Genomic DNA, 16,089 nt, shown 5'->3' on the forward strand with positions numbered 1-16,089 from the left:
TTAATTTAGCGGTATTTTTATTGTAAAGATTGCGCCGGTAGGCTGGTTGTCTTCTATTGTTATTTCACCTTTATGTTTTTTTATGATGCCATGAACAACGCTAAGACCGAGTCCGTTACCATCATTTAATGGCTTGGTGGTAAAAAAAGGTTCAAAGATTTTATGCTTGATATCCTCGGGTACTCCCGGGCCCTGGTCTTCAATTTTTATGATCACATTTTTATGATCACTTTTAACGACAATTCTAATGGAGCTTTTTTGTGGGGAAGCGTATATAGCGTTGATTAGTAAGTTGAAGAGAACCTGTGTTAGTTGTACCGAATCGACTTTTACAGCGATTTTCTCATTTTTAAAAACGACATCACTTTTAATTTCTTTTTTTTGAAAATTTTGATTCAGAGATGAAAGAACGAAATGTATAATAGGTTTTATTTCAACTAATTGTAATTGATGTGGCATCTCGCACGAGAAAAAAAGTAATTTTTTTACAATCTCGCGAGAATATAAAACGGAATTTATTATTATAGAGATATCAGAGTCAATTTCTGGATTTGTATTATTATCCTTGATGAGCTCAGAAAATCCAAGTATATTTCCAAGAGGCGTATTAAGCTCGTGGGCAATTCCAGCGGTTATTTCACCAAGAATTGCTAATCGATCTATTCTTTCTGCACTTCTCCTAAGTAAATCTTCTCTTTCTAATTTTTTGATTTTTTCAATGTGGTTGGCAACTTCAAAAGAAATAGTATCCAGCAGTTTTTGTTCATCTTCTAAAAGATGATTTTGCATGTACTTATTTTTTGGATAATGTACTTTTATAAAACCAATATTGACACTATCTATATATAAGTAACTACTTTGATAAACAGTTTCCGATGAAAGTGCTGCTGTTATATAGTGTTTATCCCGAATCTGAATTTCTACAATAGCATCTTCACTATATCTCCATGCTTTTTTTGTACTTACAATTATTTTTTTAAAAAATTCTTCTTGATCAGAATTTGTCTTTGATATTATTTTTGAAATCTCATAAAGGCAAGTAAGTTCTTTTACTCTCTCTTTAAGTTTTTCCTCAGCGGTAGCAAATTTCATTTTGTAGGAAGTAGTCTGTATTCTGTTTTTAAATAAAGTCCAAAATTACTTAAATAATCTTCTCTGTATTCTAAATTTAGAATTTATTTAACTATTTGAAAATAAAATAAATAAGTTTTAATTTTTAGCCTTATTCTGATATTTATATACCTTATTAAGATTGTTTTTTGAGTTATATGGTGGTGTAGGAAAAAAAGGAAGATTTCTTGAGTTTTATTTACTTCTAATTTGTTTCAAACTATTTTTTAAAGCACATACTTTACTTATTCAAAAGTCCTATTTTACTATTCTAAAAGCTTTTGCGGTGAATATCAACTTTATGTTAAGAGTAATTTTGTCTTAGTCTTTTAGTAATTTAAAAATTATTGAAAAGATCAAAACAAAAACAAAAGATACCTAAATTAAATAGCGGTTTAAAAGAATATGAATACTTCCAAATTTTCATTAGAGTTTGAATTGAATGTTGCTGAAATACAGAAGTTAAACAAAATGTATTACAAAGATTTATATAAAGAAAGAGTTACCATTTTTTTTGCATTAATTCTGATCTTTTTAATCTTTTTAGATTTTTTTAATCTTAGTAAAGATGAAGATCTTATAATATGGGAATTAAGAAATCTTGTTGTCATTATATTGTTCTTAATGTTTCGCTATTCTTTTGTAAATGCAATCTGTAAAACCATTTTTAGGATAACTAAAAAAATAACGGATTACACTACTGTTTTAGGAAAGTATAAATTAAATTTTACCAATTCATTCATTTATGTTCACTCACCCTTAGGAGCTTTTGCACATAAATGGAGCCAGATAGAAAGAGCTGTTCTGACCAAAGATTTTTTCTTTTTATATGTAAAAGATGATGATCATCATATCATATCCATTTCGAATAAATTTAATAACGGCAGAAATATAAATGAATTAATTGCATTTGTAGAACGTAATGTAATTGAGATTACAAAAATGTAATAATTGCTTATTTATTTTATTTGAAACTAAATAACCAAACCGGAAGACCTTATTAATTCAGTTTTATTATTGAAGAATAATAAAAAATATAAAGATGGGAAAGAAGAATATTTTAGTATGTGACAACAAAAAAGTTTTCATGAAAATGTTTAAGCGAAAATTTAGTAATGAGTTTGAATTTACTGATAGTACTTCCTTAGACCATACAGAAGATCAAATAATAAATTTCGACAGGATAGTTCTTGTCATCTACAATAAGTTTGAATTGATTGAATTTTTTAAATTTTACAAAAAAGGAATCAATATCTTAGTATGTATTTTTAATAAAAAATTATACACAGATTTAATTTTCTTAGAAGATTTTAATGATTTGCTTCTATTAGACGGTTCAAAGACCAGAAATGAAATCATGAACGATTTAAAATCTAGTTTTAAAAGCACATTAGGTTTTAAACAACAAGTGTCTGAATCTGGTTTTTCTAATTTTTATGCACAGAAAAATCAATCTTATACTTCGATTAAAAAATTAGTAATAGCGAATGCCGGTTAATTTATTACCTACTCTTAAATAATAAGCAAAAGCAACTAAAGTTGTAAGACTAAAAAAATGCCCAAACCGAAAGGAATGGGCTTTTTGAATTAATGAAACTTTTTTATTTCATTTTATAAATTTCTGAACCGGCGAGTAAAAAACAACCCAATCCATAATCTTCAAAATCCGGAATTTTATCATTAGTTACCGGCTGACCATCTTTTGGTTCTTTTCCTGTGGATTGTAAATAGGCTAAAAATCCATTAGGCTGTAAACCTTCCGTAGTCATGGCATTCCATGCTTTTTGAATAATAGGTAAATAAGTTTCCTTTTTCAAAATTCCGTTGTTAATGCCATAAGTTATTCCATAAACAAATAATGCTGTTCCTGATAATTCTTTGCCCCCGTAATTTGTTGGATCATGCAAACTTACATTCCAGAATCCATCAGGTCTTTGAATAGGAATCAATGCTGCAGCCATCAATTTTAAATCTTTTACGTATTGTTCTCTGTGTGGTGCGTTTTCAGGAATTATGGTTAATACTTTTGCTAAAGCTGCAATTACCCAGCCATTTCCGCGGCTCCAATAACAATCTTCGCCGTTTGGTTCTTTATATGGGGGATCAAAATCGGCATCACGCCACCACAAACCATCTTTTACATTAAACAAACCGTGATCGCCATGATTATTTCGGGTGTACATATACATTTGATACATTTTTTCGAAATAGCGATTGTCTTTTTCTAAAACACCCATTTTGGCAAAAACAGGCATTCCCATTTGTATCGCATCAATCCACGACCAATCGTCTAATTGTGGAGTGTTCAAAAGCATATTTGTATTTGCAATTGTATTTTTTAATTTTTTAGAATCAGGTTCTAAATTGTATAAATCGATATAGGTTTGAGCAGCACAATAATTATCAGCATTACGCGTCGTGTTTCCGCCATTGAATCCCCATTTATGAAATTCAGCCCACGAATAAGCATAATCATAATAAGCATCTTTAGGGAAAATTTCATGCAATGCCATTAATCCTTCATAATAAACACCGCGTGTCCAGATGTTACTTGGGCGTTCTTTGTTGGTAATGATAGTTTTACCGGTTTCAGGCCATTTTTGCATAAAATAATCATTCGCCAAAATCATTTGTTTTAGTACTAATTTTTTATCAAATGGCTGTTGCGCACTTATTATATTGGTGTACAAAAAGCATATCGTAAAGCATAAAAGTAATTTTCTCATCTTATATTCGGTTAATTAGTTTGTAGTTTTAATGGCGTAATCGTGATCGGCCCCAACAACCCCGAAGGCATTGGATTCCATTTTGTGGCGTCAAATTTTTTATAATCTTTATCAACCATATTTATTTCGTAAAAAATCTTCCATTCTTCGCCTTTTAATTCTTTATCCCTGATCATGTTGGCAGAAAGATTAGTGACTTGTATTTTTAAAATATTTTTTCCGGATTTTAAATTTTTGATATTCAGTTTGTAAGGAACAGACCATGCAGTTCCAATAAATTCATCATTAATCCAGACTTTTGCACTTTCGCGCACATCGCCCAAATTCAAATTCCAGTTTTCTATTTTATTATTCGGATTTTCAAATTCCAAAGAGTAAGTCGCAGATCCTGAAAAAGCTTCAGCTTCCGGACTTAATTTAGTCCAGGATTCCAGAGTTGAAATTGTTGCGCCTGGGGGTAATTTTGGTCCGCCTTTATCAAAGTTAATTTTCCAGTTTCCTTTTAAAGAAATAGCTTCAGTTACAGGTTCATAATAATTCCATTTTTTTTGAGAAGCCGTATTTTCTGTTTTTAAAAAATAAGATTGTCCCGGTTCAATTTTAATTTTTACTAAAGTATTCGAACCAGATTTTTTTACAATTGCATTTCCGGCTTCTTTCGTTAATGGATCCAGAATAATAACTTCTTTATTTCCAATTTGTAACGGAATAAATTCATCAACTGTTTTAGGAGTATGGTTTACCAAATAATATATTTTTTCACTATTAACATCTCTTCTGATGAATTTTAAACCAGAATTTACAAGTGTTTCCGGCTGTATTTTTGCATTTTCTAAAGCAATAAAAATATCCGAAACCGGTTTTACAAATTCATTATTCTTTTTTAAAAGATTTTGAAGTTCTTGTTCCTGTTTTTTATAATCATTAAATCCGGGAACAGATTCTGGTAATCCTTCAAAAATAATAATTGCACCTTGTTTTTTTAAGGCTATTAATTTTTGCAAAGTGGCAAGCGGCATTTTTTTACAGGACGGAATAATTAATGACTTAAAAGTTCCACCCGGCAAACTGATCTTTCCATCAATAACCTTTGCTTCAGTAATAAAGTTATCCGATATAAAATCAACTCCATATCCTTTTTTCAGAAGGCTTTTTGTAGTATCATAAAAAGATGTTCCGTGTAACCATTCTGATAACGAATGTATTTTAAATTGAAAAAATAAGTTACCTTTTTGATATTGGTCCCAAACATCAAAAATGGGCCAGTAAAGCAAAATTTCGTTATCTGGTTTTCCCTGTTGCAATAACGATTGACAATTAGAAATATAAGAAAAAAGAGTAGGAGCATCTTCCCAAATACTATTGTTGGCATTAAAATTTACCGAAGCATAAAATTGCCATCCTGGCCACGCAGCTCTTGTAGGGGAATAAGTTGATCCATGTAAAAAAACATGATTTACACCATTTAACATCAAGTCTTCAACTTCAGGTTTACATTGAGATAGAGCTGTTTTGAAATGTTCTCTCAACCATGTAAAAGTCTCAGAAGAAACCAGATTTTTCCCTGAAATATGTGCTGCCGAAGAGGAGAATTTTAGCATAACCGGATCAGCATCACCCTCACGGATGTCTTCTTTCTCACGTCTAAAACCCGGAATATCAAAAGGCATAGAACCAAAAGTTTCACATTCCGGAATATCTGCCGAAGCGTACAAATCGATCAGGTTTCCGGGAGAACCGTGCGCCTGAAGTTTTGTTTTAAAGTTTTTGGAATTTGCCCATGCTGTCCATGGTTTGTCAAATTTATTGAGTAATAAATCGGCAATCGTTTGTTTGTAATCACTTCTTATTCGGTTACCAATTTCGTTATCGGTTTCATTTAATAAAAGAGGCATTTGTTGTTTTAAATCATAGCCCCTTAAAGTTTTAAATTCCTCAAAGAATTTCGGAGTAAAATCAGTTCCGTACACTTCATAACTATCATTAAAAATAGCTCTTATTTTTCCTTCGCGACCTTTAAAAGCACTATTAAACGGAACAACGTAAGCATTCAATGCTTCCTCAGAATAATGATCTAAAGTATAGCCGCTTCCTCCAGGAGCCGCTCTTTTAACCTGTTGACCGGTTTTTCCGCTAAAAACAGCATATATCGTATAATCTGTTTTAACAGCTTTCCATTTTAATTTATTTGGTTTTAGCGGATTCTGCAGCGAAACAGGATTTCCTTCAATTCCTTTGTCGTTTACTTTTGAATTTTTATCTTTTAACAGATCTGTTAAGTTTACATAACTTCCGTCATTTCCATAAGCGACAACATATAAAAGCTCGGGAGGTACTTTTTCTTTTGTGTTTTCGAGTACTATATTCTTGTCAATAGTTTCATTTTTTTTAAGCTGATATTTTTCGATAATTAGTTTAGTTGCGGCATTTTGCAGTGTAACATGAGATCCGCCATAAGGCCAGCCGGTTCCTAAAACCATATCTACCTGCATGTGCAGACTATCTGAAATGTGAATGGTATAATCCAGCATTTCTAACCATTTTGGAGACAGATAATCTATAAAATTATTTTCTTCTCCTTTTACGCCATAAATGGGAGTTATTTCTACACCACCAATTCCGGCATTATGAAAATCTAAAAGACTTTTCTTCAAATTTGGCTTATCAACCGCACTTCCCATCCACCACCAACGTGCCCACGGCTGATTGATATTGGTAGAATTTGGCCATGGAGATTCAGATTTTTTCTGTGCAAAAGAATGACAAGTCAATACAATGCAAAAGAATACAAAGAAATAGGTTTTGATTAGTCTCATTATTTAAGATTCAAAAGATGATTATCCAATAAAGTAAAAGTAAAAGTCCTTCTTGAAATTGCCATCCTGTAGCGTCCTGTTTGAAATATGAAATAATCTTAAAATTGGCTAATATTTTTATCATAATTTATATTTATATGAATTTCAATATGGATTTAAAAAAAATAAATGCATAAAATTTTTAATATGATATTTATATTTTTCGCATTGTAAATCAGTTACTTATATTGCTTTTTTGTTAAATAAAATACAAATAAAAATATAAGATATTGATAGTTAGCAGGATACTACAGGATGCTGTGCGATTCCCTTCTAAATAAATTTGGTTAAACTAATTAATTAACCAAATTAAACTTTTTATGAAAAATAATTTTAATCTATTGCTGATTATAGCCCTGTTTGGATTATTCCATTCTGTGGGTTATGCGCAAGAAAAAGTGGTTACAGGAACAGTTACAGATCCGTCCAAACTCTCGGTACCGGGAGCCAATGTATTTGTAAAAGGTACAAAAAGAGCGGCCAGTACTGATTTTGATGGAAAATACAGTGTTAAGGTTTCAGAAGGAGAAACGCTTGTTTTCTCTTTCATAGGTTTTGTAACCAAAGAAGTAAAAATTGGAACTTCAAATACTTACAACATTGTTTTAGATACTGAAAGTTCAAATTTAAATGAAGTTGTAGTTATTGGATACGGAACTCAAAAGAAAAAATTAACAACCGGAGCAATTTCAGGTATTAAAACAGAGAATTTTACCGAAAGGCCTATTTCCAGAATAGATCAGGGATTAGTAGGGCAGGTAGCCGGAGTTCGTGTTAAGCAAACTACAGGTTTACCGGGACAGCCTTTTAGTATCGAAATTCGTGGAGCAGGTTCTATCACGGCAGGAAACGAACCGTTGTATGTAGTAGATGGATTTCCAATTTATACCGAAGGATCAAACAGCAACGGAGGTTTTTCAAGTGGTAGTCCGCTCGATAATATGAACCCAAATGATGTGGCTTCGATCGAAGTATTAAAAGATGCCGCGGCAGCAGCAATCTATGGATCAAGAGCCTCAAACGGAGTTGTATTAATTACCACAAAAAGAGGTAAAATAGGAAAACCAAAATTTACGTTTAACACTTACGGAGGGGTTAATAAAGAAGCCAACAGAGTAGATATGTTATCGTCAGAAGAATGGATTGGCAGAGCCAAAACCATGATCGATTCACAATGGATTGGTTCTGGTATTGCAGGTGCATCAGCGAGTCAAAACACGGCGCAGCGTATTGCGGCTTATAATGCAGTAAACCCAACCGCCCCGCTTACAACTGCAAATTCAAGATACTTCACATATTTGTATGATGACAGATGGGATATGCCGGGACATCCTGGGTTAGATTATATCGATTGGCAGGATAAAGTTTTCCGCACAGGAGAATTTAGCAACTATCAATTGTCTGTTTCGGGAGCGACAGAAGCCGTAAATTATTACGTATCTGCCAATTATCAAAAAAATACCGGATATATCGTAGGTACTGATTATACTTTATTTTCTGCCAGAGCAAACGTTGATGTAAAGTTGTCTGATTCTTTTAAAATGGGAATCAATATAGCACCTTCATATTCTGTAAAAAATGATCCGGGTGTTGAAGGTAAAGACAATACATTATTTAAGGCTCTTACTGCAACTCCTGTTTTTGAAAGTGCATCAAATGCTGACGGAGAAAAATACACCACAAGATATGCGTGGGGAAGCAGTACAACCAACATGCTAAATGCGTTGGCAAGAACAGGAAAAAACTCTATGTACAGAACCTTGATTTCTACTTATGCCAGTTATCAATTTGCAAAAGGTTTTACGTTTAAAAGCACAATCAATTTTGACAACTCAGATAATACCAACGAAAGTTATACACCAAACGATGTTCAGGCAAGTATTAGAGGAGCATACAATACGTACAGAAGACAAAATTTAGTAAATGAAAATACTTTAAACTACGATCAGTCTATTGGAAATCATAATTTTAATTTGCTTTTAGGACAGTCTTTCAGCTCGTATGAAATCATGAGATCTACTTTGTCATCAGGAGCACTTTACAACAGTTCTACTGTAGAAACCTTGCCAACGGGATCATTAGGTTCTACAAATGCAGAAAAAAGTACATTACTTTCTTATTTTGCCAGATTACAATACAACTACAAAGAAAAATACCTGATTTCTGCCAGTATCAGACGTGATGGTTCTTCAAAATTTGGATCAGACAGACAATGGGGAGTATTTCCTTCTCTTTCATTGGGCTGGAGAGTAAAACAAGAAGAATTTTTGAAAGATGTTGATTGGCTTAGTGATTTGAAATTGAGAGCCAGTACAGGTATCAACGGAAGTAATAATATTGGAAGTTATGCTTCATATGCCACACTTGCCTCCTATAATTATTCAATTGGAGGAGCAGCTGCAATCGGGCAGGGTGCATCATCTATTGCTAACCCTTCTTTACACTGGGAAGAATCACGAAGTGTTGATGCAGGTATAGATTTCGGATTTATAAAAAACAGACTTTCAGGAACTTTCGAAGTATATAGAAAAAACAACAGCGAATTACTTTTAAGAGTTCCAATCGTTGGAGCAACCGGATTTACAAGTTATTTAACCAATGTTGGAGAAGTACAAAATCAGGGATGGGAATTTGAGATAAACTCTTTAAACGTAAAAACAAATAATTTCGAATGGAGAACTTCTGCAAATATAAGTCATAACGAAAATAAAGTCCTGGCTTTAGGTCCTGATCAGTCTAAAATTGAAATCAGTAATTCGTTTGATGGAGGAGTTCCGTTTATAAAATTAGAAGTTGGCAAACCAATGTATACCATTTTCGGATTACAGCAAAATGGTGTAGTAACACAGGCTGATATTGATGGAGGCGGAACTACAATTGGAGGAAACAAACTAGTTCTTGGAGATCCGAGATATATTGACCAGAACGGAGATAAAAAAATCAACTCAGAAGATCGTGTAGATTTAGGTAATCCAACACCAAAATACACTTGGGGAATCACCAATACTTTTAAATATAAAGATGTTGATTTAAATATTTTGGTACAAGGACAAAATGGAGGATCAGTTTATGGATTGACAGGAAGAGCAATTGACCGTACCGGAATGGGATCTGTAGAAAATTCTCTAGACGTTGACCCGGCCGTAAGAGGAAACTGGAGAACTTCATTTGGATATCAGGCAAACTCTGACTGGATGTATAAATCAGATTATGTAAGTATCAGAAGTATTTCAATAGGCTTTAACTTAAGAGAAGCTGTAAAAAGTTTTAGCAGAATCGACAATGCAAGGCTTTATATCACCGGAGAAAACTGGTTCAACTGGAACAAGTACAAAGTTGGTTTCAACCCGGAAGCCGTAAATACATCTGCAAGTTCAAATAGTGATTTTTCTGTACCGGTAGATTATGGAGGAGCACCTCTTGCAAAGTCACTTGTTTTAGGTCTTAACATTAATTTTAATTAAAAGAAAATGAAAAAATATATTTATTTAGCTGCAAGTGCTTTGGCATTATTTGCCTTTACCTCTTGCAATGATGAATTGACTCAGTTGCCTTTGTCTCAAGGAACAATAGAGAATTTTTATGCTACTCCGGGCGATTTCGTACAGGCCAGAAACGCCACTTATTCTGTAGCTTTTCATGGTGCCGGAACTTATGGTTATGCCAACAGGGTATTGAATTTAAGCGAAACCAGATCCGATAATTTGTATGCAACCACAACCGCATCAAGGGAGTGGGAAGGAATTAATAGTTTTTATACAAACATTAGCTCTAATTCATACATAAAAGAAGCGTATACAAGTAATTATAATGCGATAAATAAAGCAAATCAGTTGCTTGAAAAAATTGCAGAAAAAGGAGATCAGATTTTTACAAATCCTGCAGATAAAACAGCAATGGCTGCCGAAGCCCGTTTTCTAAGAGCATTTTGTTATTTTGATTTAATCAGATGGTTTGGACGTGTTCCTTTAATCGAAAGAACAATGACAGCTCCCGAAGCTGCTAAAATACCAAGAACTCCGGTTACAGAAGTGTATGATTTTATAATCTCAGATCTTGAACAGGCTATTCCTGATCTTCCTCCGTCATACGATGCCGCAAACTACGGAAGAGTTTCTAAATACGGAGCAAAAGCATTATTAGGCCTTGTTTACATGACACGCTCAAGCCCGACTTACGGAATTGATGGTGCTACACTTGGCTTAAACGAATGGGATAAAGCGTATCAACAATTAAATGATATAAAAACAAGTGGCGTATACGTGTTTGGAGCAGATTATGATGCTATTTTTAAAGTAGAAGGAAATGCAAACAAAGAAAATGTTTTGACTATTCCGTACACACAAAGTTTGCCGCTTAGTGTAGGAGGTAATTTTATGGTCGAACTAGGCTATGAACCTTATTTTGCTTCTTTCAATTTATCAGCACAGGGATCATTGGAAGCCAAAGAAATTTCTACCGAGTTCTTAAACATGTTTGCAGCAACCGATAAAAGAAAAGCTTTCGGTATAGCTACAAGTTATACAGTAGCTTCAGGAACATACAAAGGAAGTTATACACTACCGGTTTTCAAAAAATATATTGATCCCGCAAGATACGGAAACGGTCGTGAAGACTGGGGCGTAGATTTTATGGTAATTCGCTACACAGATGTATTAATGATGATGGCCGAATGTACGCTCCATGGAGGCGGAGGCTCCCAGGCCGATGTTGATGCCATTGTAAATCAGGTTAGAACAAGAGCAGGAGTAACGGCAAATGCTGCCAATATTACCTTAGATGAATTGTTTGCAGAAAGAAGAAAAGAATTTTTCTCTGAAGGAAACAGATGGTTTGATTTAATCAGATCTGGTAAAGCAGTAGAAATAATGAATGCCTGGAAAGCAGTTGAAGATACAGATGGAAAAATAAGAACAATAGATAATAATGCGTTGATTTATCCAATTCCGTTGTCTGAAATACTTGCTGTTCCGGGACTGTATGATCAGAATATTGGTTACGACTAAAAAAACTTTGCCCCCAATTTTTTTTTATATTTTGTTTTTTTTGAAAAAAGCTGTCTCTTTTGACAGCTTTTTTGCATTTTTCTAATGCTAAATAAACAGGAAAGCACAGGATGCTTTTTGTGTTTAATTATTTTAAATTTAAAGTTCAGGATTTAATAACGCAATGCCGATGATTTACTTAAAAAAGTTTCTTTTATTTTTATTGATTTTTAGCGCAAAATTCTCTCTTACAGCTCAGGTCAAACTACCTGCTTTAGTAAGTGATAATATGGTTTTGCAGCAAAATGCAAAAGTTAATTTATGGGGATGGGCGTCTCCAAACGAAAAAATAAACATTCAGTTAGGATGGTCAGATGCGGTTATAGAAACTACAGCAAATACGGATGGAAATTGGAAAGTTACGGTTGACATACCAAACGCAAGCGAAAAAGGTTATACAATTACTATAAACGCAAATAATAAAATTGTACTAAACAATATTTTAATTGGCGAAGTCTGGATTTGCTCCGGACAATCAAATATGTATTTTCCTGTGGGAAAAGAAGAAGGAACCTGGAAAACCGGAGTTAAAAATTATCAGGAAGAAGTTAAAAATGCCTCATTTCCCAATATCAGGTTATTTACGGTTTTAACCAATGCCTCACCAAAACCGCTTGATGATGTAATTGGTTCATGGAAACAATGTTCGCCCGAAAGCATCAATACATTTTCTGCCGTGGCTTATTTTTTCGGAAGAGAATTGTATCAAAAACTAAACGTACCAATCGGATTAATTTCCACTTCATGGGGAGGAACAAAAGCAGAAGCCTGGACGTCTCAAAATGTGTTGGAAAAAGACATTTCCTTTTTGCCAATTTTACAGCAAGATGCTAAAAATGAAAAATTGTATCAGGAAAAACTCGAAGCCTATTATTTAGCTTCCATAAACCAACAAATAGCAAGCGCTGCAAATGCTCCAAAACTGGAATTAAAAAAGCCAAAAAAAGAAGCCAATAAAACTTCTTATGTGCTTTATAATGCAATGTTATATCCACTCATAAATTATACGATGAAAGGCGTAATCTGGTATCAGGGCGAAAGCAATTCCGGTCAGGCAAATTTATACCGAACACTTTTTCCGGCAATGGTAAAAAACTGGCGAGACGATTGGAAACAAGGAGATTTCCCTTTTTATTATGTACAAATAACACCTCACAAAGGACAAACTCCCGACATTCGCGAAGCGCAATTATTTTCCTTAAAAACGATACCAAATAGCGGAATGGCTGTTACCACAGATGTTGGCGACGCAAACAACATTCACCCAATAGACAAACAAACTGTTGGGCATCGCCTTGCTTTATGGGCAAGAGCCAAAACCTATAACGAAAACAAATTAGTGTATTCAGGACCCATTTATAATAATATGAAAATCAAGAAACAAAAAGTACAATTGTTTTTTGATTATGCTGATTCAGGTTTGAAGAAAGAAGGAGAAAGGCTAAAAGAATTTGAAATTGCCGGAGAAGATCAGGTTTTTTATCCCGCCGACGCTAAAATTGATGGTAAAACAATCATAGTTTCTTCATTAAAAGTAAAAAATCCAGCAGCCGTTCGTTTTGCATGGAAAGCAGTTCCCGAACCCAATTTATTCAATAATGAAAACCTGCCCGCATCGCCTTTCAGAACAGATGATTGGGTTGATAAAGTTGAGAAGAAACTTTGAGTGTAATTATTTAAACACATAGAAACATAGTCAATAGAAACGTAAAAAGACGTTTCACTTGTTTTAAATAAACATAGCGATGTGGAAAAAAGATCTGTATAAGCTTTGTCAAAGTTTTAAACTTTGACAAAGCTTGACAAAGTAACCACAAAGTTTGTCATCCCGAGGAACGAGGGATCACACGCGCAACTCGACAAAGATTGGCGATTTTGATTGCGTTCCTTGGGATAACAAAATACATATACCATAGTAATGAATCTAAAATCTAAAGTCTAAAATCTAAAAATGAACAGAAGAAAATTTATAATCGGAAATTCCCTCGCGTTAATGGCTTTATGTTTGCCATTTCCCGTCAGAAGCAATATTTTTTCGGAAGATCCAAAACTTTCAGATTTTGAAAAAAGGCTTCGACCAGTAGGACGCGCACTCGAATTTGAAGATTATTATGTTTGGTGCAACAGTCCGATTGAAGGTCCGGATGGAAAAATCCATGTGTTTTTTTCGAGGTGGAAAAAATCAAAAGGAATGAGTGGCTGGATCAATAGTTCAGAAATTGCACATGCCGTTGCCGATAAACCCGAAGGGCCATACGAATATATAAGTACCATTTTGGCACCGCGAGGAGAAGGATTTTGGGACGCCACAACCTGCCATAATCCAAGTATCCATTTTGTAGACGGAAAATATGCCTTGTTTTTTATGGGAAATTCTAACGGAAAAATGGATACCAAACGCATTGGTTTAGCAACTTCAGATTCACTTTATGGCCCTTGGAAAAGACCCGATAAACCTTTATTGTTACCGGGAGAAAAAGGAGAATGGGACGATCTTTTAACCACAAACCCATCCTTTTTAAAACATCCAAACGGCGAATATTGGCTGTATTATAAATCATTGGATACAGAAAATTATGTGCATCCAAAATTTGAAATCAAAGGAAATAGAAAATACGGGTTGGCGATTTCAAAAACCCTTGAAGGTCCTTATATTAAATATGAAAACAATCCGCTAATTGATTTTTCTAAACTAGGAAATAACCAGCAATGCGAAGATGCTTTTGTATGGTACGAAAATAAGAAATTTAAAATGTTGGCTAGAGATATGGGCGTTTTCGGCATCGATCACGGACTTTATATGGATTCTGACGATGGCATACACTGGAGCGATCCTTCAATAGCCTATCAACCATTGGATAAATATATAAAACAGCCCGAAGCACCCAAATATTTAAACCGATATGGCCGTGTAGAACGTCCGCAATTATTGTTTCAAAACGGAAAAGCAACCTATTTGTTTACTGCTTCTCAGGGAGGGAAATACGAAACAGCTTCGGCTTTTATTTTTAGAATAGTATAAAATGATTAAATTGTTATGATAAACAAACAGCATAAACAAATAAATAATGAAAACTAAATTATATTTCCCAATAGCATTTACGGCATTGGTTTTTGCAAGCTCTAACGCACAGCAAAAAACAGCAGGAAACAAAATTGTTTTAAAGAATTCTTCAAAAATGGCATTGTTCCAAAAGGCAGTTTCAATTAAAAGAAATCAGCTTTCTATTGAAGATGCGGCAAGCCAATATCCAATTTTGATTTATAAAAAAGATACAATTCCGGCGCAGGTAAATGATCTGGATGGAGACGGAAAATGGGATGAATTATTTTTAGTTGCTGATTTTGCTCCAAACGAAAGCAAAACCCTAGAACTAAAATGGTCGAAAACAGATCCTAAATTTCCTGTAAAAACAAGTGTTCGTTTTGGAAAAAGGGAAGGAAAAGACATGCCGGTTCATCCAGATACACAAGAAGTTTTGATGGCAAATCAGATACATAAAAAATTAGGATATCAAAAATACCAAACCGACGGACCAACCTGGGAAAACGACAAAGTAGGCTTTAGGCATTATTTAGACGGAAGAAATTCTAAAGACGTTTTCGGGAAAAAATTGCCGGGAATAACCCCGGAAGATGTTGGTATAAACAGCAAAGGCGCCGTTGAAGACAATTATCACGTTATGTACGATTGGGGAAGAGATATTTTTCCCGTTGGAAATTCGGCAGGATTAGGTGGTTTTGCATTATTAAAAGAGGATAAAATCAACAGACTCGGAATTATCGCCAATGACACTGTAAACAATATCGAAAAAACGACTTTCAAAATCGTGAGCGAAGGTCCGGTAAACTCCCTTTTAAGCTATAATTACCACAATTGGAAAATAGACGGAAATAATTATGACGCACAAGAAACTTCTTCGATCTGGCCAGGAATGTATGGTTATAAAAACACTGTTTCTTTAAATGGTTTAAAAGGAAACGAAACGTTGCTTATAACGCTTTCTAACTTAAACAATAAAAACCCATTGCAAGTAATTGATTCAGGAGATTTTGTGTGTTTTATACAGCACGATAAACTAACCTATGATCGCCAATGGATTTTAGGAACAGCCGTAATTATTCCGAAAGATGTTTATAAAGGATACATCGAAGCACCAAAAAGCGGACAATTAACAGATTCTTATCTAATAAAATTAAACGTAAAAAATAATCAGCAAATTAGTTATTACCCAATCGCCGCATGGGAATTAAGTGCAGATAAAAACTTTAAAGATTCAGCTTATTTTACCAGCTATGTTACGGATTTAGCGAAACAATTGTCAGCAAAAATTAAAGTTGAGGTGAAATAAC

At 34.0% G+C, this 16,089-nt stretch carries 10 protein-coding genes; 7 read left to right on the plus strand and 3 right to left on the minus strand.

Going from position 1 to position 16,089, the window contains the following annotated elements:
* Window positions 1-1,092, minus strand: coding sequence for a sensor histidine kinase (locus BUE22_RS23180; protein ID WP_073398332.1), 1,092 nt, complete (start codon window positions 1,090-1,092; stop codon window positions 1-3).
* 423 nt (window positions 1,093-1,515) lie between these two features.
* Between BUE22_RS23180 and BUE22_RS23185 the strand changes: the two genes are divergently transcribed.
* Together BUE22_RS23185 and BUE22_RS23190 are read left to right on the plus strand one after the other, a co-directional pair.
* Window positions 1,516-2,058: a hypothetical protein gene (locus BUE22_RS23185; protein WP_073398333.1), complete on the plus strand. Its 543-nt coding sequence runs from the start codon at window positions 1,516-1,518 to the stop codon at window positions 2,056-2,058.
* A gap of 94 nt (window positions 2,059-2,152) precedes the next feature.
* Window positions 2,153-2,608: a hypothetical protein gene (locus tag BUE22_RS23190; protein WP_073398334.1), complete on the plus strand. Its 456-nt coding sequence runs from the start codon at window positions 2,153-2,155 to the stop codon at window positions 2,606-2,608.
* A gap of 103 nt (window positions 2,609-2,711) precedes the next feature.
* Here the strand turns inward: BUE22_RS23190 and BUE22_RS23195 are convergent, their stop codons facing one another.
* Both BUE22_RS23195 and BUE22_RS23200 read right to left on the minus strand, forming a co-directional pair.
* Window positions 2,712-3,836 carry a glycoside hydrolase family 88/105 protein gene (locus tag BUE22_RS23195; protein ID WP_073398335.1) on the minus strand — a complete coding sequence of 375 codons (1,125 nt, stop codon included), beginning with the start codon at window positions 3,834-3,836 and terminating at the stop codon, window positions 2,712-2,714.
* Between the two features lie 11 nt (window positions 3,837-3,847).
* Window positions 3,848-6,652 carry a glycosyl hydrolase gene (locus tag BUE22_RS23200; protein WP_073398336.1) on the minus strand — a complete coding sequence of 935 codons (2,805 nt, stop codon included), beginning with the start codon at window positions 6,650-6,652 and terminating at the stop codon, window positions 3,848-3,850.
* A gap of 359 nt (window positions 6,653-7,011) precedes the next feature.
* Between BUE22_RS23200 and BUE22_RS23205 the strand changes: the two genes are divergently transcribed.
* From BUE22_RS23205 to BUE22_RS23225, 5 genes are all read left to right on the plus strand, one after another.
* On the plus strand, window positions 7,012-10,155 hold the full coding sequence (locus BUE22_RS23205; RefSeq protein ID WP_073398337.1) for a SusC/RagA family TonB-linked outer membrane protein: 3,144 nt from the start codon (window positions 7,012-7,014) through the stop codon (window positions 10,153-10,155).
* A 6-nt stretch (window positions 10,156-10,161) separates the two neighbouring features.
* Window positions 10,162-11,697: a RagB/SusD family nutrient uptake outer membrane protein gene (locus tag BUE22_RS23210; RefSeq protein ID WP_073398338.1), complete on the plus strand. Its 1,536-nt coding sequence runs from the start codon at window positions 10,162-10,164 to the stop codon at window positions 11,695-11,697.
* Window positions 11,698-11,866: 169 nt separating this feature from the next.
* Window positions 11,867-13,402, plus strand: a complete 1,536-nt coding sequence (locus tag BUE22_RS23215; RefSeq protein ID WP_073398353.1) for a sialate O-acetylesterase — start codon at window positions 11,867-11,869, stop codon at window positions 13,400-13,402.
* A 285-nt stretch (window positions 13,403-13,687) separates the two neighbouring features.
* Window positions 13,688-14,758, plus strand: coding sequence for a glycoside hydrolase family protein (locus tag BUE22_RS23220; RefSeq protein ID WP_073398339.1), 1,071 nt, complete (start codon window positions 13,688-13,690; stop codon window positions 14,756-14,758).
* 46 nt (window positions 14,759-14,804) lie between these two features.
* Window positions 14,805-16,088, plus strand: coding sequence for a DUF4861 domain-containing protein (locus tag BUE22_RS23225; RefSeq protein ID WP_073398340.1), 1,284 nt, complete (start codon window positions 14,805-14,807; stop codon window positions 16,086-16,088).
* Window position 16,089 lies beyond the last annotated feature (1 nt).

Origin of the sequence: Flavobacterium pectinovorum (genome assembly GCF_900142715.1) — a bacterium.
GTDB lineage: Bacteria > Bacteroidota > Bacteroidia > Flavobacteriales > Flavobacteriaceae > Flavobacterium > Flavobacterium pectinovorum.